24 protein-coding genes are annotated in these 25,541 nt (G+C 41.9%); 4 read left to right on the top strand and 20 right to left on the bottom strand.

The window, feature by feature from the left end; genetic code table 11:
• Positions 1 to 7 precede the first annotated feature (7 nt).
• From KZX55_RS04655 to KZX55_RS04665, 3 genes are read right to left on the bottom strand one after another with little or no spacing between them, the layout of a single operon-like run.
• Positions 8 to 1,006, bottom strand: coding sequence for a uroporphyrinogen decarboxylase family protein (locus KZX55_RS04655; RefSeq protein ID WP_248025130.1), 999 nt, complete (start codon positions 1,004 to 1,006; stop codon positions 8 to 10).
• A 2-nt stretch (positions 1,007 to 1,008) separates the two neighbouring features.
• Positions 1,009 to 1,212: a hypothetical protein gene (locus tag KZX55_RS04660; RefSeq protein WP_248025133.1), complete on the bottom strand. Its 204-nt coding sequence runs from the start codon at positions 1,210 to 1,212 to the stop codon at positions 1,009 to 1,011.
• An 11-nt stretch (positions 1,213 to 1,223) separates the two neighbouring features.
• Positions 1,224 to 2,228, bottom strand: a complete 1,005-nt coding sequence (locus KZX55_RS04665; protein ID WP_248025135.1) for a uroporphyrinogen decarboxylase family protein — start codon at positions 2,226 to 2,228, stop codon at positions 1,224 to 1,226.
• Positions 2,229 to 2,595: 367 nt separating this feature from the next.
• On the opposite strand from KZX55_RS04665, the gene KZX55_RS04670 reads away from it, so the two are divergent.
• Positions 2,596 to 3,453, top strand: a complete 858-nt coding sequence (locus tag KZX55_RS04670; protein ID WP_000703387.1) for a 5'-nucleotidase, lipoprotein e(P4) family — start codon at positions 2,596 to 2,598, stop codon at positions 3,451 to 3,453.
• Positions 3,454 to 3,680: 227 nt separating this feature from the next.
• On the opposite strand, the gene KZX55_RS04675 is transcribed toward KZX55_RS04670, so the two are convergent.
• Entirely contained in the window at positions 3,681 to 4,733 is a 1,053-nt protein-coding gene (locus KZX55_RS04675; protein WP_248025137.1) for an LLM class flavin-dependent oxidoreductase, read from the bottom strand.
• Between the two features lie 110 nt (positions 4,734 to 4,843).
• A complete protein-coding gene (glmS, locus tag KZX55_RS04680; RefSeq protein ID WP_248025139.1) occupies positions 4,844 to 6,652 on the bottom strand; it encodes a glutamine--fructose-6-phosphate transaminase (isomerizing) in 1,809 nt (602 codons plus the stop codon).
• A gap of 215 nt (positions 6,653 to 6,867) precedes the next feature.
• On the opposite strand from glmS, the gene KZX55_RS04685 reads away from it, so the two are divergent.
• A complete protein-coding gene (locus tag KZX55_RS04685; RefSeq protein WP_000264207.1) occupies positions 6,868 to 7,281 on the top strand; it encodes an EamA family transporter in 414 nt (137 codons plus the stop codon).
• Positions 7,282 to 7,319: 38 nt separating this feature from the next.
• On the opposite strand, the gene KZX55_RS04690 is transcribed toward KZX55_RS04685, so the two are convergent.
• The 9 genes from KZX55_RS04690 to KZX55_RS04730 all read right to left on the bottom strand — a co-directional run bounded on the left by KZX55_RS04690 (position 7,320) and on the right by KZX55_RS04730 (position 18,615).
• Entirely contained in the window at positions 7,320 to 8,699 is a 1,380-nt protein-coding gene (locus KZX55_RS04690; RefSeq protein ID WP_248025141.1) for a glycoside hydrolase family 1 protein, read from the bottom strand.
• Between the two features lie 97 nt (positions 8,700 to 8,796).
• Positions 8,797 to 10,650, bottom strand: a complete 1,854-nt coding sequence (locus KZX55_RS04695) for a proline--tRNA ligase (protein WP_033584899.1) — start codon at positions 10,648 to 10,650, stop codon at positions 8,797 to 8,799.
• A 16-nt stretch (positions 10,651 to 10,666) separates the two neighbouring features.
• Complete coding sequence (gene rseP, locus KZX55_RS04700) at positions 10,667 to 11,923, bottom strand: RIP metalloprotease RseP (protein WP_248025153.1); 1,257 nt, start codon at positions 11,921 to 11,923, stop codon at positions 10,667 to 10,669.
• A gap of 15 nt (positions 11,924 to 11,938) precedes the next feature.
• Complete coding sequence (locus tag KZX55_RS04705) at positions 11,939 to 12,742, bottom strand: phosphatidate cytidylyltransferase (RefSeq protein ID WP_213988556.1); 804 nt, start codon at positions 12,740 to 12,742, stop codon at positions 11,939 to 11,941.
• An 8-nt stretch (positions 12,743 to 12,750) separates the two neighbouring features.
• Positions 12,751 to 13,509: an isoprenyl transferase gene (locus KZX55_RS04710; protein WP_248025155.1), complete on the bottom strand. Its 759-nt coding sequence runs from the start codon at positions 13,507 to 13,509 to the stop codon at positions 12,751 to 12,753.
• 209 nt (positions 13,510 to 13,718) lie between these two features.
• Positions 13,719 to 14,303 (bottom strand): nucleotidyltransferase family protein, encoded by a 585-nt coding sequence (locus KZX55_RS04715; protein ID WP_045617759.1) that lies wholly within the window; start codon positions 14,301 to 14,303, stop codon positions 13,719 to 13,721.
• A complete protein-coding gene (gene ruvB / locus KZX55_RS04720; protein WP_071788327.1) occupies positions 14,284 to 15,282 on the bottom strand; it encodes a Holliday junction branch migration DNA helicase RuvB in 999 nt (332 codons plus the stop codon). The genes KZX55_RS04715 and ruvB overlap by 20 nt, the downstream gene beginning before the upstream one ends.
• 287 nt (positions 15,283 to 15,569) lie before the next feature.
• Complete coding sequence (locus KZX55_RS04725; RefSeq protein ID WP_248025157.1) at positions 15,570 to 17,981, bottom strand: flavocytochrome c; 2,412 nt, start codon at positions 17,979 to 17,981, stop codon at positions 15,570 to 15,572.
• A 25-nt stretch (positions 17,982 to 18,006) separates the two neighbouring features.
• A complete protein-coding gene (locus tag KZX55_RS04730; RefSeq protein ID WP_000779601.1) occupies positions 18,007 to 18,615 on the bottom strand; it encodes an NADPH-dependent FMN reductase in 609 nt (202 codons plus the stop codon).
• 218 nt (positions 18,616 to 18,833) lie between these two features.
• On the opposite strand from KZX55_RS04730, the gene KZX55_RS04735 reads away from it, so the two are divergent.
• Both KZX55_RS04735 and KZX55_RS04740 read left to right on the top strand, forming a co-directional pair.
• Positions 18,834 to 20,033: an L-lactate MFS transporter gene (locus tag KZX55_RS04735; protein ID WP_248025160.1), complete on the top strand. Its 1,200-nt coding sequence runs from the start codon at positions 18,834 to 18,836 to the stop codon at positions 20,031 to 20,033.
• Positions 20,034 to 20,108: 75 nt separating this feature from the next.
• On the top strand, positions 20,109 to 20,987 hold the full coding sequence (locus tag KZX55_RS04740) for an AraC family transcriptional regulator (protein ID WP_248025163.1): 879 nt from the start codon (positions 20,109 to 20,111) through the stop codon (positions 20,985 to 20,987).
• 494 nt (positions 20,988 to 21,481) lie between these two features.
• Here the strand turns inward: KZX55_RS04740 and KZX55_RS04745 are convergent, their stop codons facing one another.
• The 6 genes from KZX55_RS04745 to KZX55_RS04770 all read right to left on the bottom strand — a co-directional run bounded on the left by KZX55_RS04745 (position 21,482) and on the right by KZX55_RS04770 (position 25,310).
• Positions 21,482 to 21,898, bottom strand: a complete 417-nt coding sequence (locus KZX55_RS04745) for a GNAT family N-acetyltransferase (protein WP_248025165.1) — start codon at positions 21,896 to 21,898, stop codon at positions 21,482 to 21,484.
• 11 nt (positions 21,899 to 21,909) lie between these two features.
• Entirely contained in the window at positions 21,910 to 22,605 is a 696-nt protein-coding gene (locus KZX55_RS04750) for a GNAT family N-acetyltransferase (RefSeq protein ID WP_248025167.1), read from the bottom strand.
• A gap of 93 nt (positions 22,606 to 22,698) precedes the next feature.
• A complete protein-coding gene (locus KZX55_RS04755) occupies positions 22,699 to 23,118 on the bottom strand; it encodes a DUF3021 domain-containing protein (RefSeq protein WP_000825486.1) in 420 nt (139 codons plus the stop codon).
• A 9-nt stretch (positions 23,119 to 23,127) separates the two neighbouring features.
• Positions 23,128 to 23,583: a LytTR family DNA-binding domain-containing protein gene (locus KZX55_RS04760; RefSeq protein WP_000701932.1), complete on the bottom strand. Its 456-nt coding sequence runs from the start codon at positions 23,581 to 23,583 to the stop codon at positions 23,128 to 23,130.
• Between the two features lie 18 nt (positions 23,584 to 23,601).
• Positions 23,602 to 24,444: an ABC transporter permease gene (locus KZX55_RS04765; RefSeq protein WP_248025174.1), complete on the bottom strand. Its 843-nt coding sequence runs from the start codon at positions 24,442 to 24,444 to the stop codon at positions 23,602 to 23,604.
• Positions 24,444 to 25,310, bottom strand: coding sequence for an ABC transporter ATP-binding protein (locus KZX55_RS04770; protein ID WP_248025177.1), 867 nt, complete (start codon positions 25,308 to 25,310; stop codon positions 24,444 to 24,446). The genes KZX55_RS04765 and KZX55_RS04770 overlap by 1 nt, the downstream gene beginning before the upstream one ends.
• Positions 25,311 to 25,541: the final 231 nt, after the last annotated feature.

The raw sequence follows: 25,541 nt of genomic DNA on the forward strand, positions 1-25,541 counted from the left end.
TTCTCCTTTAGTTTTCAAGCGCTTCTCTCACCCACTGGATACGTTCAACTGCGATATCACTTGGAATGGTGCAATCTGCTCCAAGTACCAAGCCCTGTTCCCCAGCTTCTGCAACTAGTTTCTTTGCCTCAGCCTGAATAGCATCCTTACTAGCAGTATACAGCAAGCCTGTCTTGCCATTTTCAAATCCTCCAAGAACCGTACGTCCCTTGAAAATCTCACGACCTTCCTTGAGAGTGATTCCCTCTGGTCCTACAGCCCAGTTAAAGACTTGGGCTGGATAGTCTGCAAAAAGGTGAATATCATTTCGCGCCCCCTCGTAGCCACAGATATGAAGAACAGTGACGCCACCAACAGCACTAGCTGCTTCCAGAACAGTTATCTCGCTAGGTGCAATGACGGCTTGATAATCTGCTGCCGACACTCGTTGATCTTGGATGCTTTGCACGCTGAGATAGATTCCATCAGCACCAGCCTCTTCGATGATAGCTCGACTGAGACTAGCAATATCCTCTGCAATCACATCCAACACCTTTTTAAGGGCTTCAGGATCTTCCACCAGAAAGTCCGCGATAAGGTCATCGCCACCAGATACTTCCCCTAATAGCCACTTGAGATAGGTCACAGGAGCAAAAATATTGTAAATCGCAACGATATCTTCTGTAAATTCTTGCTTGATTTTCTTAACCAAGTCCACCTGCTCTTTTATCCAAGCGTGCTCTGGTCCAAGTGGTTGAATGGTCGCCAATTCTTGAAGTGATTTTCCTTTGGCAATCGCTGGATTTGGATAAGCAAAGTAGCCATCACTCATGAGTTTGATAAAGTCTGGCTGAACTTCTCGGATAAAGCGCTTATGGCCCTCAATATTCTTCTCGATAATGGCTGGATTTGAGAAACCGTGTAGCCATTCGTCTTCGGATGTGAAATGGTGCCAAAAGCCAACTGGCACACGATCAACCTTTTCACCTTTAAATGCTTTTAAAACCCATTCTTTTTTTTCTGACATTCTTATTCTCCATTTCTTACTTTTTCAACTAATAAACTGCTTGCGATATCATTCGAGCGTAGAAAGGGGAGACTGGATTTGGAAAAATCCTGAACTCCACGACATCTCTCTCCATTTTTGCAGTGCTGATTTTTTACGACACTTATGGCGACCAAGGCCAGCAAGCCGACAACTGCAATGAAGATAACCCATCTTTTACTTTTCATAGCTCCTCCTTTTAGAGAACAGCTGCCTGCCGAATCCAGTCCAGCCTCTCTAAGTCAAAGTCATCTGGAACAGTACAGTCAGCTCCCAGAAGAACGCCTTTATTACCAGCTTCAGCCAGCAACCGTCTTGTTTCATTTTGCAATTCCGCCTTGGAACCTTGATAAAGCAAACTTTTCTTGCCATTTTCAAATCCACCTAAAACGGCCTTACCTGGAAACAACTCTTGACCCTGTGTCAAACTAACATCCTCATGATGAGTCGCCCAGTTGACCACTTGAGCTGGATAGTCCTTAAATATCGTCACATCATTGCTCGCACCTTCAAAACCACAGATATGGAGGATATTGGTCCCACCAACCTGATTGGCTGCCTCCAAAATCGCTATATTGCTCGGTTCGATATAGGTTTGGTAGAGTGCTGGTGTGATGCGCTCATCTTGAATTTCCTGGGTACTGAGGTAAATCCCGTCAACACCGCCTTGCTGGATGATTTTCTGAGTTAGAATAGCAATATCTCCTGCAATCACATCTAGAATCGCTCTGAATTGCTCAGGATTTTCAAGCAATAGATCAGCCACTTCCTTATCACCTCGCGAAGTTTCTGTACGGAACCAGCGCTTGAGGTAAGAGATCGGTGAAAAGATATTGTAGAAAGAAGCAATCTCTTCGGTAAAGGTCTCTCGAATCGCTTGTACCACTTCCACCTGTTGCTGAATCCATGGGTGTTCCTCACCAATCGACTCAATAGAAGTCAGCTCCTGAATGCTTAAAATCTTAGGATTATAGACATTACTTGGATAAAGGAAAAAACCATCGCTCATAATTTTGACAAAATCAGGACGAATCCTTTCCACATAACTGCGATGTCCGTCAACACTTTTTTGAAAGATACGTGGATTGTTTAATCCCTGCCCCTTTTCTTCGAGTGTTACAAAATGAAACCAAAATCCCACAGGAACTCTTTCCACTTCATCGCCTCGAATCGCTCTAAAGACTAGATCTCTTTTACTTGCCATACCTTTCTCCTTCCATTTGGATTGAAACCATCTTACCACTCCTTTTTTCCTTTTCCCAATATATATTGACTATCAACTCGATTGGAAATTTTTATATCTATGAAGAAAAAAATCCCTGAAAAGCTTGATGTTACTAGCCTTTCAAAGATTCACTTTATTTTCATCTATTTTCCAAAAAGAAGCTGATATAGATTTTCTATCAAGCCGATTGAATTTTTTTATATCCATCTTCATTCCCAAATTAAGTACATAATTTTATCCTAATACCAAATTACTACTGAAAAATTTCTTTTCTCTCGATATTTCCTTGCACAAATCCCATGAAAACGCTACAATATTAATAGACTATTATTAGGAGGATGGGATTATGAAAATATCCAAAGTTACCATTACAATTGCTTCTACACTTACTTCCGTCATTTTACTGACTGGCTGTGGCACAAATTCGGCAAATTCACAGACAACACAAAGTAGTACATCTGATAATCAGGTTACCATGACCTATGATCAGTTGCGTTCAAGAGAGAACACTATGTCAACTCTTTGGTATCAAAAAGCAGCTGAAACCAAGGCACTCTATCTACAAGGTTACAATGTCGCTACTGATCGTTTGAAAGAACTACTAAAAACACAGACAGATAAACCCTACTCTATCGTTTTGGACTTGGACGAAACCGTATTAGACAATAGTCCTTATCAAGCGCAAAATGTCAAAGACGGAACAGCATTTACCCCAGAAAACTGGGATGTCTGGGTAAAAAAAGCAGCAGCCAAGGCTGTACCAGGTGCTAAAGACTTTCTCCAATTTGCAGACCAAAACGGTGTCCAAATTTACTATGTATCTGACCGCACGATAGATCAGGTAGATGATACGATCAAAAACCTAGAAAACGAAGGAATTCCTGTACAAAGCCGCGATCATCTCATGTTCTTAGAAAAAGGCGTCAAATCTAAAGAAGGTCGTAGACAAGCAGTCCAAGAAAAAACCAACTTAGTCATGCTACTAGGAGACAATCTTGTGGACTTTGCAGAGTTTTCAAAGACCTCTGAAACTGAGCGCGACCAAAAATTAGAGGAATTACAAAAAGAGTTTGGTGAGAAATTCATCATTTTCCCTAACCCAATGTACGGATCATGGGAAAGCACTGTTTACAATGGTAATAAATTGGATGCCAAGGGTCAAACTGAAGAGCGCCAAAAAAACTTACAAGGTTTTGATAAATAAAATAAGAGAGCTATCTACCAGTTTACACCAACTACAAGATATCGTATTTGCAAGAATAGCGAAAAAAGACGATTTCCAAGCGGAAATCGTCTTTTTTACTATTTTATCTTGTACTTGGTATAAACTAGTATATATTCCACTAGATAGTATGCTCTATCTCTTGTACCACTTCCACCTGTTGCTGAATCCAAGGGTGATCCTCACCAATCGACTCAACTGAAATTTTTTTATATCCCCTCTTTCATGGCAAAGTAAGCACGTATTTTGGGCGCCACTTGCATTCCGAAGAGTTCAATAGCTCTCAGGACTTGTTCATGAGGCATGGAACCAAGAGGTAGGTGCAACATAAAACGGTCCAAGCCTAAATCCTCTATCATGCGAATCATTTTTTCTGCCACCTGATCTGGATTGCCCACAAACATGGCACCATTTGGACCAACTTGCTCCAAATATTGCTCATAGGTCAACTCCTGCCAGTGTGGACGGTCCTTAGAAATCGCATCCACCACTTGCTTGGTCGGATGGAAATAATCTTTGACAGCCTGCTCGCCATCTTCAGCAATCCATCCCCAAGAATGAGCTCCCACTTTAAGGTCTTTATCCGCATGACCGGCTTCGCTCCCAATCTCACGATAAGCTTGAATCAACTTTTTAAAATAACGCGGATTGCCACCGATAATAGCATAGACAATCGGCAACCCCGCCTGAGCAATCTTCACTGTTGACTCTACATGACCTCCTGTCGCCACCCACAATGGCAATTTGTCCTGAACAGGACGAGGATAGACTTCTTTTCCAGCGATGCTTTGAGTCAATTGTCCCTGCCAGTTCACTTTGGTGCTTTCATTTGCCAGCTGAAGCAGATCTAACTTTTCATCAAAGAGAGCTTCATAGTCTTTCAAGTCATAGCCAAACAGTGGGAAAGACTCGGTGAATGAACCACGCCCAGCCATAATCTCCGCACGGCCATTTGACAAGGCATCGATGGTAGCATATTGTTGGAACAAACGAATCGGGTCCATGCTTGAGAGTATGCTGACTGCACTGGTCAAACGAATCTTCTTGGTATTGACTGCCCCAGCTGCAAGAACAATCTCTGGCGCCGATACCGCAAAGTCCTCCCGATGATGCTCCCCAATCCCGTACACATCCAAACCAACCTTATCAGCCAGCTCAATTTCTGCCACCAACTGACGAATGCGTTCATCATGACTGTAAATCTGTCCAGTCGCCTCCAGAGCTGTTGTTTCACCAAATGTTGAAATTCCTAATTCTACCATCCCGTTTCCTCGCTATCTCTTTTAGTTTTAGGGTATTTTATCACTAATTAGTTTTATTTTCAATGAATTTGCTCATTAGAAAAAGCCTAGATGAACTAGACTTTCTTAGTTTATTCTACTGTTACTGACTTAGCAAGGTTACGTGGTTTGTCCACATCAAGGCCACGGTGAAGTGTTGCAAAGTAAGCGACCAATTGTGTTGGCACGACCATTGAGATTGGTGAGAGGTAAGGGTGGACGGTCGTAAGGACGATATCGTCTGTCTCTTTAGCAACATTTTCTTCTGCGATAGTGAGAACCTTAGCACCACGGGCTGCAACCTCTTGGATATTTCCACGAGTATGGTTGGCAAGAACTGGGTCTGACAAGAGAGCCAAGACAGGCGTTCCTTCTTCAATCAAGGCAATGGTTCCGTGCTTGAGTTCTCCTGCCGCAAAACCTTCACACTGGATGTAAGAAATCTCTTTGAGCTTAAGACTGGCCTCCATGGCTACATAGTAGTCTTGACCACGTCCGATGTAAAAGGCGTTGCGAGTTGTTTCAAGAAGGTCACGAACCTTGGCATCAATGGTTTCTTTTTCAGAAAGAGTTGATTCGATAGACTGAGCTACGATTGATAACTCATGAACCAGGTCAAAGGCTTGCGCTTTAGTATTGCCGTTTGCTTCTCCGACTGCTTTTGCAAGGAAGGCAAGAGCTGCAATCTGCGCTGTATAGGCCTTGGTTGAGGCCACAGCAATTTCAGGACCCGCGTGAAGCAACATAGTATGGTTGGCTTCACGAGAAAGAGTTGAACCTGGAACGTTTGTCACTGTCAAGCTTGGAATGCCCATTTCATTGGCCTTAACCAAAACCTGACGGCTATCCGCTGTTTCACCAGACTGGCTGATAAAGATGAAGAGTGGTTTTTTGCTGAGAAGTGGCATACCATAACCCCACTCAGATGAAATTCCAAGTTCAACTGGTGTATCCGTCAATTCTTCCAACATTTTCTTAGAAGCAAATCCTGCGTGGTAAGATGTTCCAGCTGCAAGGATGTAGATGCGGTCTGCATCTTGAACAGCCTTGATGATAGCTGGATCTACCACTACTTGACCTGCCTCATCTGTGTAGGCTTGGATGAGTTTGCGCATAACCGTTGGTTGCTCGTCGATTTCCTTGAGCATGTAGTAAGGGTAAGTTCCCTTACCGATATCTGACAAGTCAAGCTCCGCAGTATAGCTAGCACGTTCACGGCTATTGCCATCATAGTCTTGAACTTCAACGCTATCAGCCTTGACGATTACCAACTCTTGGTCATGAATTTCCATGTATTGGTTGGTCTCACGAATCATAGCCATGGCGTCTGAGCAGACCATGTTATAACCTTCCCCAAGACCAATCAAGAGTGGTGATTTGTTCTTAGCGACATAGATGACATCTGGATTTTCAGAGTCAATCAAGGCAAAGGCATATGAACCACGGATGATGTGAAGAGCTTTTTTGAAGGCTTCAATAACTGACAAGCCATCTTCTTCAACAAATTTCCCAATCAAGTGAACAGCGATTTCTGTATCTGTTTGCCCTTTGAAGTGGTGACCTGAAAGGTATTCTTCCTTGATTTCAAGGTAGTTTTCAATCACCCCATTGTGGACCAAGACAAAACGTCCTGTCTCAGAGCGGTGTGGGTGAGCATTGTCTTCCGTTGGTTTCCCGTGAGTCGCCCAACGCGTATGACCGATACCAGTCGTTCCCTCAACACCAGCTGTCTTTGCAGACAATTCTGCAATACGACCGACAGCCTTAACTAGATGATTTTCAGCACCACCTAAGACAAAAATCCCCGCAGAATCATAACCACGGTATTCGAGCTTTTCAAGCCCTTGAATCAAAATATCAGTTGCATTTGTGTTTCCAACAACACCAACAATTCCACACATAATATATACGACACAGACCAGCTGTGCTTTCTCCTTAAATTGGTATAGTCTGATTTCCCCTTTACAGAATCAGCAAAGACAGTATATACTTGTTTTTCTCACTTGTCAAGAAGAAAAATTGGTATAGTTTTTCTATCTGGTATTTTATCAGAATTTCACTTGATACCTGACAAGTCAGCATCAATTACTTATAATAAAAAGAGGAGGTATTTGCCATGTGGTTTTTCTTCGCACTTTTATCTGCTATCTTTGCAGCCTTAACATCAATTTTAGCCAAGATTGGGATCGAGGGAGTTCCATCCAATCTAGCAACTGCTATTCGTACGGTCGTCGTCATTCTTATGGCCTGGGCCATGGTTTTCTTGACCAATAGTCAGACCGAAATTGTCAACATCAGTAGAAAAAGTTGGCTCTTTCTCATCTTATCAGGCTTGGCCACTGGCGCCTCCTGGCTCTGCTACTACAAGGCCCTACAGATGGGCAATGCGACTGAGGTATCTGCTGTCGATAAATTCAGTCTCGTCATTACCCTCGTTCTAGCCTTTTTCTTCCTACAAGATATCCTGACGTTTAAAACAATTGTTGGCTGTATCCTGATTACGATCGGAACCTTGGTGATGATATTGTAATAAAAAGTGAGATGAACACCATCTCACTTTTTTTATTCTTAAAATCCATTATGGTCGCTGAGTTCTTTGAACCAGTGACCTGATTTCTTCAGGCGACGTTCCTGTGTTTCCAAGTCAAGCTCAACTAGACCATAGCGATTTTTATAGCTGTTGAGCCACGACCAGCAATCAATAAAGGTCCAGATTAAGTAACCCTTACAGTTGGCTCCGTCTTCAATGGCACGGTGGAGTTCACGAAGATGCCCTTTGACAAAGTCGATACGATAGTCGTCCTGAATCATGCCATTCTCACGGAATTTTTCTTCACCTTCAACACCCATGCCATTCTCTGTCAACATCCACTCAATATTACCATAGTTTTCCTTGATATTTTGGGCGATATCATAAATCCCCTGCTCGTAGATTTCCCAACCGCGGTGAGGATTAATTTTACGGCCCGGCATGACGTAAGGCTCATAGAAATGCTCTGGCAAAAGCGGGCTATCAGGATGTTTAGCAAAACGTGGAGCCATGACGCGCAAAGGTTGGTAATAATTGACTCCAAGAAAGTCCACAGTATGCTCCCGAATAAGATCCAACTCTTCAGCTGTAGAATCTGGCAGCAAATCATGCTCAGACAAGATTTCTACCAACTCCTGTGGATAAGCCCCCAAGACAGACGGATCTAGAAAAGATTGGGCTTGGAAGAGGTCGGCAATGCGAGCAGCCTTGACATCTGCAGGATGCTGACTACGTGGATAAGCTGGTGTCAAGTTAAGGACAATCCCAATCTTAGAGCCAGGCAAAATCTCATGACAGACCTTAACCGCAAGACTACTAGCCAGTTGCGTATGATAAGCAACCTTAACCGCTGCTTTGGCATCTACCTTATGAGGATAGTGGGCATCATAGAAATAGCCAAACTCTACGGGGACAATGGGCTCGTTAAAGGTAATCCATTGGTCCACCAAGTCACCGTAAGTCTCAAAACAAAAACGAGCATAGTCTTCATAAGCCTTGATAGTGGTCTTATTTTCCCAACCATCCCCATCTTCTTGGAGGACAAAAGGCAGGTCAAAGTGATAGAGATTGACTAAGAGACGAATCCCCTTGGCCTTAACGGCTTCAAAGACCTGACGGTAGAAAACCACCCCTTGCGGATTGACCTCTCCACGGCCCTGTGGGAAAATACGAGACCACTGGATAGAAGTTCGGAAGGCTGTATGCCCAGTCTCTACCAAAAGCTCAATATCCTTTTCCCAGTTTTCATAGAAAGTTGATGTTTTGTCAGGTCCAATCCCATTGTAGTAGCGATTTGGCTCTACTTGGAACCAATAATCCCAGAGATTGTCTCCCTTTCCGTCACCAGGTACACGACCTTCTGTCTGTGGTCCAGAAGTGGAGGAACCCCAGACAAAATCCTTTGGAAATTTTAGCATAGCTTTACCTCTTCATTTACTCATTTTTCCCATTATACAGAAAAAACAAGGTAAAAACTAGCTACATTTTTGCCTTGTTTTTCTTCTGATTATAGTTTTATTTCTTGCTTAGGATTTCAAGGGTTTCGAGCAAGTTGTCTGCGTGAACTTCAATTGTGTCACCAGTCGCCTTGATCTTGACTTCTACGATACCATCAGCTGCTTTTTTACCTACAGTGATACGGATTGGCAGACCAATTAAGTCGCTATCGCTGAATTTGACTCCGACACGTTCGTTACGGTCATCTGTCAAGACTTCGTAACCAGCTCCCATCAAGTTGGATTCCAATTTTTCTGTTAAGGCTTGCGCTTCTTCATCTTTGACATTGACAGTGATCAAGTGCACATCAAATGGTGCCAATTCTTTAGGGAAGTTAACCCCCCAAGCGTAACGGTATTCACCTTTTGGCGTTTTGTTAACAAAGAGGCGAGCATGTTGCTCTATAACGGCTGAGAGGAGACGGCTAACACCGATACCGTAACACCCCATGATGATTGGCACAGCACGACCATTTTCATCCAAGACATCTGCTCCCATGCTTGCTGAGTAGCGAGTTCCGAGTTTGAAAATATGACCAATCTCGATACCACGGGCAAAGTTAAGAACACCTTGTCCGTCTGGGGAAATTTCACCCTCACGAACTTCGCGAATGTCCACATATTCTGCAGTAAAGTCACGACCTGGGTTCACACCTGTCAAGTGGTAGCCATCTTCGTTAGCCCCCACAACAGCATTGCGAACATCTTGTACCTTACGGTCTGCAATGATTTTCACATTTTCTGGCAAACCAACTGGACCAAGCGAACCAAAGCCAGCTGTGATAACATTTGCTACTTCTTCCTCGCTCGCAACATCAAAGAAATCTGCACCCAAGTGGTTTTTCAACTTGACTTCATTGAGTTGGTCATTTCCAACTAGAAGTGCTGCAACAAGCTCACCATCTGCCATGTAAAAGAGAGTTTTAATCGTTTGCTCTTCTGGCACGTTAAGGAAGGCTGCCACTTCATCGATGGATTTAACATCTGGAGTTTCGACGCGAGTCACTTCTTCTTCCGCAACGACACGGTTGCTTGGTTTGTACTCGTTTGTTGCCATTTCTAAGTTAGCTGCATAGCTAGACTCACTTGAGTAGGCAATGGTGTCTTCACCAGAAACCATCCATTTTAGCAATTCTGCCTTGATTTCTTCTTGCACTTCTGCAGGAATTTCATCAAATGAGGCAACTGACTTATCTAAGACAACCCAGCGGTCGAGGTCTGTACGAGCAGGAGTGATGGCCATAAATTCTTGGCTATCCTTACCACCCATGGCACCACCGTCACCGATGATAGCCTTGAAATCCAAACCACTACGAGTGAAAATTCGTTCATAGGCCGCCTTGTACTCGTCATAAGTCACATCCAAACTATCGTAATTAGCATGGAAACTATATCCATCTTTCATGATAAATTCACGCGTACGGAGAAGTCCGTTACGTGGACGTTTTTCATCACGGTATTTCGGTTGGATTTGGTAAAGGTTGAGTGGCAATTGCTTGTAAGATTTCACAGAGTCACGAACAATAGCCGTAAAAGTTTCTTCGTGTGTCGGACCTAGGATAAAGTCTGACTTTTCACGATTTTTCAGTTTATAAAGGTCTTCACCATAGGTTTCATAACGACCTGATTCACGCCAAAGATCGGCACTGAGAAGGGCAGGAGCCAACATCTCCACCGCACCAATCTTGTCAAACTCTTGGCGCATGATATTCTTAGCCTTTTCAATCACACGGTTAGCGAGTGGTAGGTAAGAATAAACACCAGCAGAGACTTGACGAACATAACCAGCACGCAACATAAGGGCATGGCTGATAACTTGAGCATCGCTTGGCATTTCGCGAAGCGTTGGGATTAGCATTTTACTTTGTTTCATAATATTCCTCGATTATCTAAAAGAAGAGTCGCATAATGTCATTCCAGGTCACAGCTAGCATCAAGACAACCATGATAACTACACCAGCCATGGTGACATAGGTTTCAATTTCTTGTTTAAGGGGTTTCCGGCGGATAGCCTCTAGGATATTGAGCACAATCTTTCCACCATCCAAAGCCGGGATAGGAATCAAGTTAAAAATCCCGATATTGATGGAAATCATGGCTAGGAAATAGAGGACATTCTCAATTCCATTTTTAGCAGCATCGCTACTTGCTTTAAAGATGGCAACGGGACCACCGAGTTTGTTCAAATCTGGATGGAAAATCAAGTTTTTCAGAGCCGAAAGGATGCGAAGTCCTGAGTCAGCAGCGGTTGTAAAGCCACCAACAAACATGGATAGAAAGTCTGACTTGACTTCCGGTTGAACCCCGAGAATGTAACGTCCTTGATTCTCTTCTGGAGTCACAGTTACTTGTTTTTCGCTACCATTTTCAGAAATGGTCACATCCAAGGTCGGAGCGGTCTTATCCTTGGTATCTGCTTCCACAGCCTGAGTTAAGTCTTGCCAATTTTTAACCTCATGCGAGCCGACCTTAGTAATTTGAGCTGTCTCAGCTACACCCACCTTAGCCAAAGCTCCCTCTGGCATGACGTGAAAGAGATTTGTCTGAGTATCTCTAACACCGCCCTGCAAAAAGATCAAGATCCAAAAAACAACAACACCTAAGATAAAGTTATTCATAGGACCTGCAAAGTTGGTGATGAGCTTGCCCCAGATAGAAGCATTTTGATACTGTACATCCAGAGGAGCGATGCGCACTTCGGTTCCATCTTCTTCAACAACCGTCGCATCATGATCCACTACAAAAATCTTTTCTTCTTCCAGGACCAAACCCTTGATAAAGAGCTTGTCTTCAAAGTCAAACTGGGTTACCTGCATAGGAAGAGCCGTTTGATCCAGTTTCTTCCCTGAGAGGTTGACCCGTTTGACCTTGCCATCGTCGGCAAGTGTTAAACTGACTGGAGTTCCTGTCTTGATTTCCGTCGCATCATCACCCCAGCCTGCCATACGAACATAGCCTCCTAGAGGAAGGATTCGAATGGTATAAGCAGTGCCATCCTTGCCGATATGGGAAAAAATCTTGGGCCCCATACCAATGGCAAATTCACGAACTAGAATGCCCGATTTCTTGGCAAAATAAAAATGTCCAAACTCATGCACCACCACTATAATCCCAAAAACGAGGATAAAGGTTAGCAATCCAATCATTCAATCTTCCTTTCTTTAAAACAGGCCAAATAAGTGCATCATTGGAAACACAACCAACATGCTGTCAAAGCGATCTAATACACCGCCATGTCCAGGGATAAATTTTCCAGAATCCTTGACACCGAAATGGCGTTTCATGGCACTCTCAATCAAGTCACCAAACTGGCCTGCCACACTGAAGAATGCGGCAAAAAGACTCATCCTATAAATTCCATAGGGAAGAGCAACTGTACTGTCCACTAGCATGAAGAGTACTGTTATCAGTACCGCACCTAGAATACCCCCAACAAAGCCCTCAATACTCTTATTAGGAGAAACTCTCGGGGCTAACTTATGCTTGCCAAAATTCACCCCCGTCAGATAAGCTGCACTATCTGTCGCCCAAACGATAAAGAGAGCCAGAAGAACCTTATCAAATCCAGCTATACGAGCATCTAGTAAGGCATTGAAACCAAAACCAACATAAAAACTCACAGCAATTGGAAAGGCAGCATCTTCAATCGTATAGCTTTTACTGAAAACAGTCGTCCCTAACATAATTGTAATCAAAACACTGTAGGCAACCACATTGCCATCAACCGGCAAAAAAGTTAGGTAATTTTCTAAGGGGATTGTGAGAGCAAAGGTTGCAAGGAGGGTCAAGGTGCCCTCAATGGTCATAGTCTTTAGTCCCTTCATATGCAGAAGCTCATGAACAGCCAGCATAGCTATCAAGCCAATTCCTATCTGCAACAGGAGCCCGCCAACAAACAAGACGGGAAGGAAGATAAGCAGAGCCAGTCCGGCAAACAGTGTTCTCTCTTGTAAATCCTTGGTCATATTTTCTCCTAAACTCCTCCAAATCGGCGATGACGACGATTATAGGCAAGAATTGCTTCCTGTAAGGCTGCCTCGTCAAAATCAGGCCACAGGGTATCCGTAAAATAGAGCTCACTATAGGCTCCCTGCCATGGAAGGAAATTGCTCAAGCGTAATTCTCCACTGGTACGAATAATCAAGTCCGGATCTCGCACATCCTTAGGTAAATGTTGAGTGAAGAGATAGTTGCCAATCAATTCCTCTGTGATATCACCCGGATTGATTTTCGCATCTAAAACATCCTGAGAAATTAGCTTAACAGCCTGTGTAATCTCAGCACGTCCACCATAGTTAAGAGCAAAATTGAGAATCAAACCCGTATTGTTCTTAGTCAATTCCTCTGCTTTTGTCAAAGCTTCAAAAGTCGGCTTAGGCAGACGGTCCGTCTCACCAATCATCTGAATTTTAACGTTATTTGCGTGCAATTCAGGGACATAGTTATCATAAAACTCGACTGGCAAGTTCATAATAAACTTGACCTCTTGATCTGGGCGCGTCCAATTTTCCGTAGAAAAGGCATAAACTGTGATGACCTTGACTCCCAGTTTGTTGGCCGCCTTAGTCACCTTTTGGAGGGCTTCCATCCCTGCCTTGTGTCCGAAAACCCGTGGTTGCATGCGTCTTTTAGCCCAGCGACCATTCCCATCCATGATGATGCCAATATGATTAGGAACCTGTATTGGAACCTCTACTTCTGCAGCTTTATCTTTCTTAAAAAATCCAAACATGATCTTATTCCTATTCAAAAATCTATCGTTTTATTATACCATACTTCCCTATTTTCTTCTATTGCTAAGTTACTATCATTACTTGTAAGTAACAAAAAATAAGCCGCCTGATTGGGCGACTTTATTTTATAGGGAGATTATTATGAAAAAGTTTTAGGAGTTTAAGTTAAGTTTCTCTTAACTTATGGACTTAGTATACCGTTCCTAACTTAAACTTTTCTTAAGTTTTTTGAAAAAGTGAGATTTTCCCATTTTTCTTGCCAATTTTTCTTGGACAAGCGTTCCTGATAGAGCTTCATTCGGTCCTCATTCTCTAAAAAATGAGGAGTTGGGAATACGTGAAAGTTCAAAACATCCTCTAAACCATAAGGCGCAAAGAGCTCTAAAGTTGCATCTGCATGCAAGCGAAGCCCTATCGCCGTACAGCGTTCAGGATACTTAGCCATCGCATCACAGGAACTGGTATAGGGCATAGTGTGGGGACTGTGCAGATGCATATAGACCTGATTTTTCAACTCCCACTGATACTGAGGAAAATCTTCTCTCAGCTTTTTCTCTAGGGATACTGTTTCCTCATAAGAAACATCTGGATCAAAGAAAATCACATCCACATCCGTTTCATGATCAAAAGGGGATTTGTCTGACAAGAGATTCCAGATGAAATTCCTGACAGAACCTGCTGCCAACCACGAATCTTTCAGACCAAGGTTACGAATGATGGTCAAAATAGCCATTATATCTGGATTTTCTCTAAAAACGTCTAGAATTTCTTGCTTATTTTTCATTGTATTCATACCCTAAATGCTCATATGCCTTAGCTGTCGCCACCCGTCCAGAACGAGTTCGCATGATAAATCCTTTCTGGATGAGGTAGGGTTCGTACATATCTTCGACCGTCTCACGCTCCTCGGCGATATTAACCGAAAGGGTTCCCAGCCCAACTGGACCACCACCGTACATCTCAATCATGGTACGGAGGATTTTTTGATCCACATAGTCTAAACCTTCACGGTCAACATCTAGCATGGTTAATGCCTTATCCGTAATCACATCATCAATTAGGCCATCTCCCATAATCTGAGCAAAGTCGCGCACGCGCTTGAGGAGACGATTGGCAATACGAGGAGTTCCACGACTGCGTAAGGCCAACTCAGCTGCAGCTTCATGAGTGATTTCCATCTCAAAAATATCTGCTGTCCGCTCAACAATTTCCGTCAAGTCAGCGTGGGCATAGTATTCCATATGACCCGTAATCCCAAAACGTGCTCGTAGAGGATTTGAGAGCATCCCCGCACGTGTCGTCGCACCAATCAAGGTAAAAGGCGGCAAATCCAAATGAACACTGCGACTGCCTTCACCAGCCCCAATCATGATATCAATGTAGAAGTCCTCCATGGCACTATAGAGCACCTCTTCCACCGACATGGGTAAGCGATGAATCTCGTCAATAAAGAGAACGTCTCCAGGCTCCAAATCATTCAAAATCGCTACCAGATCACCCGCTTTTTCAATGACAGGACCAGACGTTTGCTTGAGATTGACTCCCAGTTCATTGGCAATAACAAAGGCCATGGTTGTTTTCCCGAGACCTGGAGGACCAAATAAAAGAACATGGTCCAGCGCCTCATCACGCATTTTTGCTGCCTCAATAAAGATTTGAAGCTGATCCTTGACCTTGTCCTGCCCAATATATTCACGTAAATACTGAGGACGGAGCGTACGTTCTACCAACTCCTCATCCCCCATGATTTCATTATCTAAAATTCTACTCATGGCTCTATTATATCAAAAATCCAAGCCACAAACAAAAAAGCCACCTGATTGGGTGGCCTCTTTAGGGAGATTATTATGAAAAAGAAAAGTTTAGGATTTCATTAAATAAAGGGTACTCAATGAAAATCGAAATCAGACTAGGCAGATAGACGCAAGCATAACTATAGTTAGCTAAGTCGACTCTAACGAAGATTGATGAGATTTTCGAAGAGTATTAGGAGGTCTTTATTTAATGATTATATGATACAGGAGAAGACTTAAATTTCCCTTAATTTTTAAATCAATCACTAACAATTTTCTTTAACAGCTGTTTGACCTGCAATACGTCCAAAAGTAAAGATATCCGTAAGCGAATTTCCTCCCAGACGGTTACCTGCATGGAGTCCACCTGCGACTTCTCCGGCAGCATACAAACCAGGGATAATCTGACCATTTTCATTCAAAACGTGTGTTGAAGTATCAATCTTGAGTCCACCCATTGTATGGTGAACGGCTGGTTTTCTCGGTGTTGCGTAAAATGGCGCAACCTCACACTTGAGATCAAAACTACCTTTATTAAATTCAGGGTCAAAGCCTGCATCAACATAAGAATTGTACTTCTTGATTGTATCTGCTAACACCTCTGGATTCATACCAATCTGAACCGCCAACTCTTCTATCGTATCTGCGCGATAGAGAGTGCCTGCTTTGACTTGGGCATCGATTTTTTCTTGGCTAGTGTTGTAGGCTGTTGCCTTGATACGTTCATCTGCAATTAGATAGAACAAGCCTCCATTATCAATCGCTGCTTGAGTTAGCTTGTCTCGGCTACCGTACTCATCTACAAAGCGCTTCCCTTGAGTATTTACCATGATGAAGTTTGCTGGAGGAACTTGAAGTCCTGAGAAAAGGGCTCCTGTCACTGGATCGGATACTGGCATCATTTGACTAAAGCCCATACCTACCAAATCTGCACCTACACTTTGCCCTAAAAGAATACCATCTCCTGTTACAGCTGGTGTATTAGATGTAGCAATATCATCTGCAATTTCAGTCCAGTAGGTATTGTATTTTTGTAGCATCTTTGTATTGGCACCAAATCCTCCAGAAGCTAGAACAACAGCATCTGCATTGACAATGATGGTTTGACCGTTTCGACCTTCTGCTCTGACACCCTTGACAGCCCCGTCTTTTACAAGCAATTCTTTAACTGGAGAATCTGTCAAAATCTTGCCACCATTTTCTAGAACATATTTTTGTAGGACGGATATAAAGGCATACCCCATTGGTTGAACCGGCTTATGTCCACGACGCCAAAGGGCTCCAACTGGCATTGTCACTTCACTACGAACAAATTCAACACCGATGTCTTCCAACCAACGAACAGACTCTAGGGCTCGTTCGGTTAAAACAGAAACCAAATCGTATTGCCCATGAATTTCATTTCCTTGTAAATCTTTTCGTTTCCCACCGATATAGGTTTGGATACGGTAAAGTAAGGTAGAGTCAAACAAATAGCTCGGGTCCTGCAAATACTGCTCAACCTCAACTTTCAAGGCTCTAAAGTCCTCTAAATATTCTGGATCAATCGTTGATTCATCTGTCGCAATCAATTCTTGAAGCGTATGTGCCTCACCTGGATGAGCTGCGAAGGTTCCTTGCCATGCTGGATCTGGTGCATTCATTGGACCACCTGCACGAACAGTATTTCCTCCAATTGCTGGGAATTTCTCAACAATAATTGGCTTCTTACCAGCTTGTAAGACTGCAGCCGCTGCAGCTAATCCAGCTCCTCCGCCTCCGACGATGACAACGTCTGCCTGATAGGTTTTATCTTCTTTATCTAGGGCAGATGGCGCTTTTGAACGCTTCCGTAAAACATCCGGATTTGCACCCGCTTGTTTGACTGCGCGCGCAACTCCATCTAAAACACCATTTGAAGTCACAGAAGCTCCTGACACCGCATCGACGTTCAAGGTCTGTCCCTCAATGATTTCTGCTGGAATACGGGTAAAGACGACATCTGCGATTCCTGAAGATTCTCCAGAAGAATCGATTTCAATTTTTTCAATACGGTCCTCAGAAACCGTTACATCCATCGGTAATTTACCATTATGGCCTTCAGTTGTAACATGGTAAGTCCCCGGTTCAAAGCGAACTTCTTCAGGAAGGTTTAGTTGGTTTGCAATAGATACAAAGCGAAGGAAGCGATAAAAACAACTATCTAGGAAATCAACGGTTCGCTCATCAATCAAATCTCCATTATCATCAAATGCTCGATGCGCTCGACCAAGTAAAAACTCACTACCTGGCATAACTGTTGCATTTACCCCAGGAGCATCCAGAATCTGACGAAGATGAAGTTGTGCACGTGAAGAACCTTGAATATCGTAGGAAGCTCCGACAATCATTGTCGGCTTTCCGTCTAGTGGATGAATGTTAAAAGATAACCACTCGAGCAAGCTATTCAAACTTGATGGAATCGTATGATTGTGCTCGGGTGTTGAAATAATGACACCATCAGCTTCTGAAATAGCTTGATTAAACTTCTGAATAATAGGTGTATCTGTTTGATCATCTGTTTCATTGAACATTGGTACATCTGTTATTTCTAAAATCTCAATATCCGCTTTTGAAGCAAAATGTCTTTTCATAAATTGCAATAGGTTGCGATTATAGGATTTTTTTGCATTAGTCCCAACAATAGCTACTAATTTCATGGATTGTTCTCCTTTCTTGAAATACCTATGCTTTCAACCATTCTTCCCAAATGAAAGATTTCTTACGATTTGTATCTTCTGGTTTGACTAAAGCTTTTGTTAATTCAACAAAATTTTGAAACTCTGAAAAATGTTCTTCTAGTTCTGCAACCTTTTCAGGATTGTTCAAATGACACTCATCATCTAGGACTTGCTCAGAATGACCTAGAAAGAACTCCGTACCAGGCATAACTCTCGCTTTAAGCTCCGGCGCATCTAAAATCTGACGTAAATGTGCCTGCGCTCTAGATGTTCCTAGCAAGCCAAGAGAAGCACCGACAATCATAGTTGGTTTGTTAACCAAAGCACGACTGGTATAAGCAATCCACTCCAAAGCAGAGGCCAAAGGAGCTGGTATCGTGTGGTCATACTCAGGGGTTGAAATAATCACACCATCTGCAGCAAGAATTTTTTCTGAAAAAGCTTGAACTTCAGCTGGCGCTTGCTTGTCCTCAGGTTCGTTAAATGCTGGCAATTGTTTGATTTCCAATACCTCAATGTCGGCTTTATCCGAAAAGTGCTTTTGCATAAATTTCAAGAGTTTCCGATTGGTTGAGCGATCCGAATTGGTTCCAACGATAGCAACTAGTTTCATCTTGGTACCCCTTTCATTTATTTAATCTACTTTCATTATACTACTTTAGAAAATCTTGTAAATCCTTGATAATAAAGACCGTGTTATTCTATCAGATTATCGTACTTTAGTACAAGTTCGTGAAAAAATTAACAAAATATCTTCATAAACTATTGACCGGCTTCCTTAACTATGATATAGTCTTGGTGAAAAAATATACATTTAAGGAGGATGTTTTTATGAAAGAGACATTCAATCGTTGGAGGATTTTAGTCGCGTCTACAGCCATTCTTCTTTGCACAGGTGCCGTCTATTCCTTTTCTGTTTTTGCCGGACCACTTAGCAGTTCAACAGGCTGGTCCATGTCAGATATTATGTTAGCATTTGCTATCAACTCTGCAATCGGCCCTATCCCCATGATTCTAGGAGGTTATTTAGTTGACAAAGGTTATGTAAAATGGACCATCGCCCTCGGCGCCCTCCTATTTGCTAGCGGATTTTACTTAACCGGCTATGCCAATTCACCAGCCATGCTTTATTTGACCTATGGATTAATGGCTGGACTTGGTCAAGGTTTTGCCTATTCAGGTGCCCTATCCAATTCACTTCGCCTCTTCCCTGATAAACGTGGCTTAGCCTCTGGAATTCTGACAGGTGGCATGGGATTTGCCGCAGTCATCGCTTCTCCAGTCGCAAGCAATCTCATTCAACAACAAGACGCCTTCTTTGCTTTTCGTACAATTGGGCTAGTCTATATTGTTGTTATCATCTGTGCCATTTTCTTTATCAAGGCAGCTCCAAGCGGCTACCAACCAGCAGGCTGGAAAGCTCCAGTACAAACTAAGCAAGGACCTACTAATAAAAACTGGAAACAAATGCTACAAAGTCCTCTGTTTTACATTATCATTAGCATGTTCTTTGTTGGCGCCTTTTCTGGTTTGATGATTGCCTCTCAGGCATCACCAATCGGTCAATCAATGTTTGGACTCTCTGCAGGCACTGCAGCTCTCTATGTTTCTCTCTATTCAATCGCAAACTCTAGTGGTCGTTTTATCTGGGGATCACTTTCTGATAAAATCGGCCGTTCAAAGACCTTATTGATTATCTATTCTGTCATTGTCCTAGCTTTATTCTCCCTAACTATCGTTCCTGGTCAATTCGGATTTACCTTAGGAATTATTGGGCTTGGTATCTGCTTTGGTGGTGTTATGGGGGTCTTCCCATCTATCGTCATGGAAAATTACGGTCCTGCAAATCAAGGAGTCAACTACGGTATCGTCTTCACTGGATATTCTTTAGCAGCATTTTTCGCTCCCAAGGTCGCTGTTCAAATGGCAATGGCTAATAATGGAAATTATAGTGTAGCTTTTTATGTTGCTATCGCTTTGGCCTTCATTGGACTTATGCTTACTATTTTTTATATGAAAAAGAAAGCTTAAAACTCGAAAACTTCCTAAATAAGGAAGTTTTTTTGGTATAATAAAAGTAGTAATAGAATATTGGGAGGATTTACCATGGCAGACCGTTCACGTTTCTTACGAGATAACCCATCTGACTTCCCATATGATTTTGAAAAACAAATCCTGTCCAAGCAATCTTCTAATACAATTTACCATTGGCATCCTGAACTCGAGATAATCTATGTCAAAAAAGGAACCGCTACCTTCTATATCAACTCTGAGCGTTTTGAAAGTCATGAAGGTGATATTTTCCTAATTCAGCCAACGTCTCCTCACGCTATCTACCCTATTGAAAATCAAGAACAAATTTCAGCAGTTTTTCGTATCCATTTAGATTTCCTAGGTAGAAGTCAAATTGACAGTTTTAGCCAACGCTATATCCAACCCCTCCACTCTGGTCACTTTTGCCTTACTCCCCAAATATCACCAGGCGATAAGGCCTATGATCAAATTCAATCCTGCCTTCTTTCCCTCTTTTCTATCCTTGAAGAAAAAGGCATATACTACGATCTACTCATAAAATCTAAACTATACGAATTGCTTCATCTTCTCTTTAAGTATCGATATGTCAATCGACACTATACAGATGATACCTACCAAAAATACCAAAAACTAAAAGAAGTGATTTGCTACCTTGAACAGCACTACTCAGAACCCATTCATATCGAGCAACTAGCTGCAACATTTGGATATAGTAAAAATCACTTTATGAGTATTTTCAAGCAACATACTGGAGCCAGTTGTATGGACTACCTGCTCCAGTTACGTCTTGAGAAATCCTGTGAGAAACTCGTCCAAACCAACCTCAGTATTCAAGAAATTGCAAGCCAGGTCGGTTTCACCAACCTTTCAAACTTCAACCGTCAATTTAAGCAACACTATCACCTAACACCTAGACAGTATCGAAACCAACAACTTAAAAAGAAAACATGATTCTTTCTCCTTAGTCTTTTCTAAGGAGTTTTTTCAAACAAAAAAGCCACCTGATTGGGTGGCCTCTTTAGGGAGATTATTATGAAAAAGAAAAGTTTAGGATTTCATTAAATAAAGTTAGGAGGTCTTTATTTAATGATTATATGATACAAGATGAATCTTAAAGCTAACTTAACTTTTTCTTTGATTTATCATTTTTTAAAAAAATTTTTTCCAAATGGAATTTTCCTCTCCAAGCCATAAAAAAGTCACCTGATTGGGTGACTTCTTTAGGAGATTATGATGAAAAAGAAAAGTTTGGGATTTCATTAAACAAAGGGTACTCAATGAAAATCGAAATCAGACTAGGCAGATAGGCGCAAGCATAACGATAGTTAGCTAAGTCGACTCTAACGAAGGTTGATGAGATTTTCGAAGAGTATTAGGAGGTCTTTATTTAATAACTATATAATACACGAGGAAACTTAAACTTTACTTAAGAAAAAATGATTTTTTTATCTTTTTCGATCCACCCAAACCATTCCTGTACAATCATAAGTAGATAAGGTTTCAAATCCCAGAGAACGATAGAATCCCAAGGTTTTTTCTGTCTGTTCGGTCACTAGTTGGACTTGATAGGCATCTTTGAAGTCACCTAAAGCCTCTTTCATCAAGTCGCTACCAATCCCTTGGCGCTGATAGCTAGGCAAAACAATCAAATCCTGGACAAAAATCGATGAAAAACCATCTCCGACCAAACGAACCAAGCCCACCACGGCATCGCCATCAAATGCCAGATAAATCGCTAATGAGTTAGATAAGGCCTTCTCCAACATCTGAGGTTGATGTGTATAATTTGTCCATCCAACTGCCTGATAGAGATGCAGAACATCCTCTAGCTTGACGATTTCTTGCCTTCTAATAGTTATCATCCCAACACCTCTTAAAGTTCTCTCAAGCTCTTGTACTGTCGTCCATTTTTATCAAAATTTTCAGGAGCCAGCCATGCTTCCAAACGAGCTTTAACTTGAGGCCAGTCCTTATCAATCATAGAGAGCCAATCCGTATCTCTCGTACGCCCCTTATAAACGACTGCCTGACGGAAAGTTCCTTCATAGACAAAGCCCAAACGTTCCGCAGCTCGTCTGGATGGCAAATTTAGAGCATCGCATTTCCACTCATAGCGACGATAGTTGAGCTCCTCAAAAACATATCGCGCTAGGAGATACTGAGCTTCTGTTCCTATCCTCGTCCCCTTAAGAGCAGGAGAAAAAGTGACGGCACCCACTTCTATTACTCGGTTATTCTGGTCAATGCGCATGAGAGAAAAAGTTCCCAAAGCCTTACCAGTTGCCTTGTCTATAATCACGTAGTAAAAACGGTCCTTACGAGTTAACATCTGATTTAAGACGGTAACCAGTTCCTCCATATCTGCCACTGGTTCCTGAAAGAGGTAGGTCCACATCTCCCGAGGTGTATCTGGACCATAAACAGCTAGCAAATCCTCTTCATGCTTTTCCACCGAAAGAGCCTCTATCCGAGCGTAGCGCCCTTCTAAGAAATCAATGGAAGGCAATTCACCTGGAGTATAACCTTCCATTGACTCACCAATCATCTGACCATATTCGTTTACTGGCATCGTTTTTCTCCTTGTTTTACACTGAAAATACTATATCCTAAATTGCTCTATATGGAAACTAGCGTTCTCCTCAAACCTCATCCACTCACTACATTAGTGATTCGTTTTCTTTCTTTTATCTTCTAAGGCTTGATTAATTCGTTGGGTTAGTTTGTGAGTTTGCCAGATCTGGTACAACCATATCAGTCCATAAATTAATAAGAAAAAGAACCAAAGCAAGGGACTCAACAATGCTGAACCCCAGCCAAAAAATAGGTAGGTCAATACTAGAATAGTAGCTGTCGCTAATAAATGAACTCCCACACGCATACTATAAGCAAGAAACTCTAGCCTTTCAAGGATTAAGGTCAATACCCCCATAATTCCACTCATCAAAAACAAAGCTAGAATATTTTTTGTCGTTGGTGCGGGATAGGTAATACCTGAATAAAACTGAGCCAATAACACCAAACTCAAATAAACAAAGGAGGCCGTACGCATTCCCGATACAAAATAAGCAATCAATCGTTTCATGATTTTCTCCTATAAACCTAGATAATCCATTAAGGACTTAACGTATTTCCGACTCACACTCGATTTGAGACCCCGAGTCATCTTAGCCATCATGTTCCCTGAAAAGCTATCCGATAATGACTCTAAATGGTCAATGTTTATAATTGAATGACGCGATATCTGTATAAAGTTACGCCGGTTAATCCGATTCTGAAAGTTTGTCAATGTTTCCTTAGTTTTATAAATCCCGTCTACCGTATAAATGGTCAACAAATTCTTATCGATATCTGCTAGAATAAGATCCTCAATTTTCACCATAACCAGATGATCATCCGTTCGAATAGGAATAACCACATGATTGGTCGTTGAAAATTGTTCTAAATACTCCATGACCTCTCTTGCTTGGTCGGTTAACTGAGCTGCCTGAATTAAAATGTGTGGGTCTTTTTCTGAAAACTCTGTCTTCATTTCAAAACGAATCTTCATTTTCTCTCCAATACATCTTTATTTTCTCTTGCTAAACACTTTAACAAATAAAAGCCAAAGAAGAATAGCGACGAGACTGATAATAACCACTATAAAGTATGTTTCTCCCTTTGTCAATAGTTCTTGCCAGTTGATTTGGATTCCCATTTTTTCTTGAAATTCCTGTAACAGACTGTTGTTTCCTGAAAATGCGGTCTCTAACCGCTCTTTCATCAAGACTTGTCGATAGAGAGAAGCAATATAAGTTGCAGGGGTACATTTCATGAAAAGCTGTGCAGAATCAGGTAATACTCCAATGGGGATATAAGTTCCTACTAAAAATCCAGAAGCAGTTCCCACTATCGTTGCCAGTTTCCCAAGGCTATCTACAGATTGAAAACGGTAAATCAAGAGAACATTTACCAAACTTGAAAGCAGACTGCTTAACAACATAATCAAAGCGATTTCCGGTAAATGACTGATAACTGGGCTCTCTTTAAAATAAAAACTCATAACAGCATACATAAACACCTGCATGACAAAAGAAATGACAATACTACTGATTAGATAGGACGTCTGTAAGCCCCAGTTACCTAAATCTGTCAAGAAGAGATCTTGATCCACTTGATTTTCACGATCCTGTACCATTTGTGTAAGAGCCGTAAAACTGGTTGTCATCCCAGTCACAGCCAAGGTCCCACCCATCAGCCAGTTATTTAAAAGGTTCGTACTATTAGGGAGTTGGGACCAAGCATCCGTCAAGTTCTTCTGCAAAAAAATGATATAAAGGAGGAAGGAAATCAATGCCCCCAATAATGAGAAAAATACTCCCGAACGATTACGAAAATATAAGATAAAATTCCGTTTCAATAAAGCTAGCATTAGCGAACCTCTCTTCCTGTAAGTGCAATAAAGGCATCATCCATAGTACCTGGGCGAAACTCAAAAGAATCAATTTCTTCTCGAACTTTTGCCAAATATTCAATGGCTTCCTGTGACGTCCTTGGATAAAAAAGATATTCCAACTCGTTTTCTTCCTCTACTGTCATTCCAGTCTGTAGCAACTTTTCTAAATCTTTCATTTCCTTAAAACGAATTTTTAGGATATTAGATGCATACTGACTTTTGATAGCAGTCGCAGAACCTTGCGCAATCACTTTCCCATGATCAACGATATAGATCTGATCCGCTTCATCTGCTTCATCCAGATAATGAGTCGTTAAGATAATAGTCATCCCTTCATCCTTTTGTAGTCGATACAGTAGATCCCAGATGGATTTGCGAGTCTGAATATCAAGACCTGTCGTTGGTTCATCCAAGAAAAGAATATCTGGTCGCGAAAGAAGAGCACGCGCAATATCAACCCGACGTTTTTGTCCACCTGACAAGGTTCCATAGAGTTGTTTCTGGAAAGCCGTCAAACCCAGTTGATGGATCAAATCATCCACACGACTTGCTGCAATCTCCTTATACTGTTGAGCACGAATCGTGAGATTTTCCCTAACCGTCAACATCTCATCCAGTACACTAGCTTGAAAAACAACTCCGATTTTCGTATTTGACGCATATCGAATCTGACCTTGTGTCGGCTTTTTCAACCCGATTAACATGGAAATGGTGGTTGATTTCCCTGCACCATTGGGTCCCAAAATAGCATTGAAACTTCCTTTTTCAAACTCTAACTGGATATCGTCAACAGCCATATGATTGCCGTACCGTTTAGTCAAATGTTTAGCTTGTAAAATCATATTTTTTCCTCCTCTTAACCACACTAGTTTAACAAAAAGAATGAAAGAAAAATCGACTTTTGAGATAAGCAGTTAAAATGAAAGGACAAGTGGTAAAATAATGGGGGCTAAGTTAAAGTGGTGCAGGCTGCAACCGTTTTTCTACCATCGAATCACTAGAGGAAGTTTAAAATCACTTATAACCACACATTATATTTTTAAACATGCGCTATAAAAGAGGTGTTTTATAGC

The sequence above is a fragment of the Streptococcus halitosis genome (assembly GCF_023147855.1).
In the GTDB taxonomy this organism is placed as follows: domain Bacteria; phylum Bacillota; class Bacilli; order Lactobacillales; family Streptococcaceae; genus Streptococcus; species Streptococcus halitosis_B.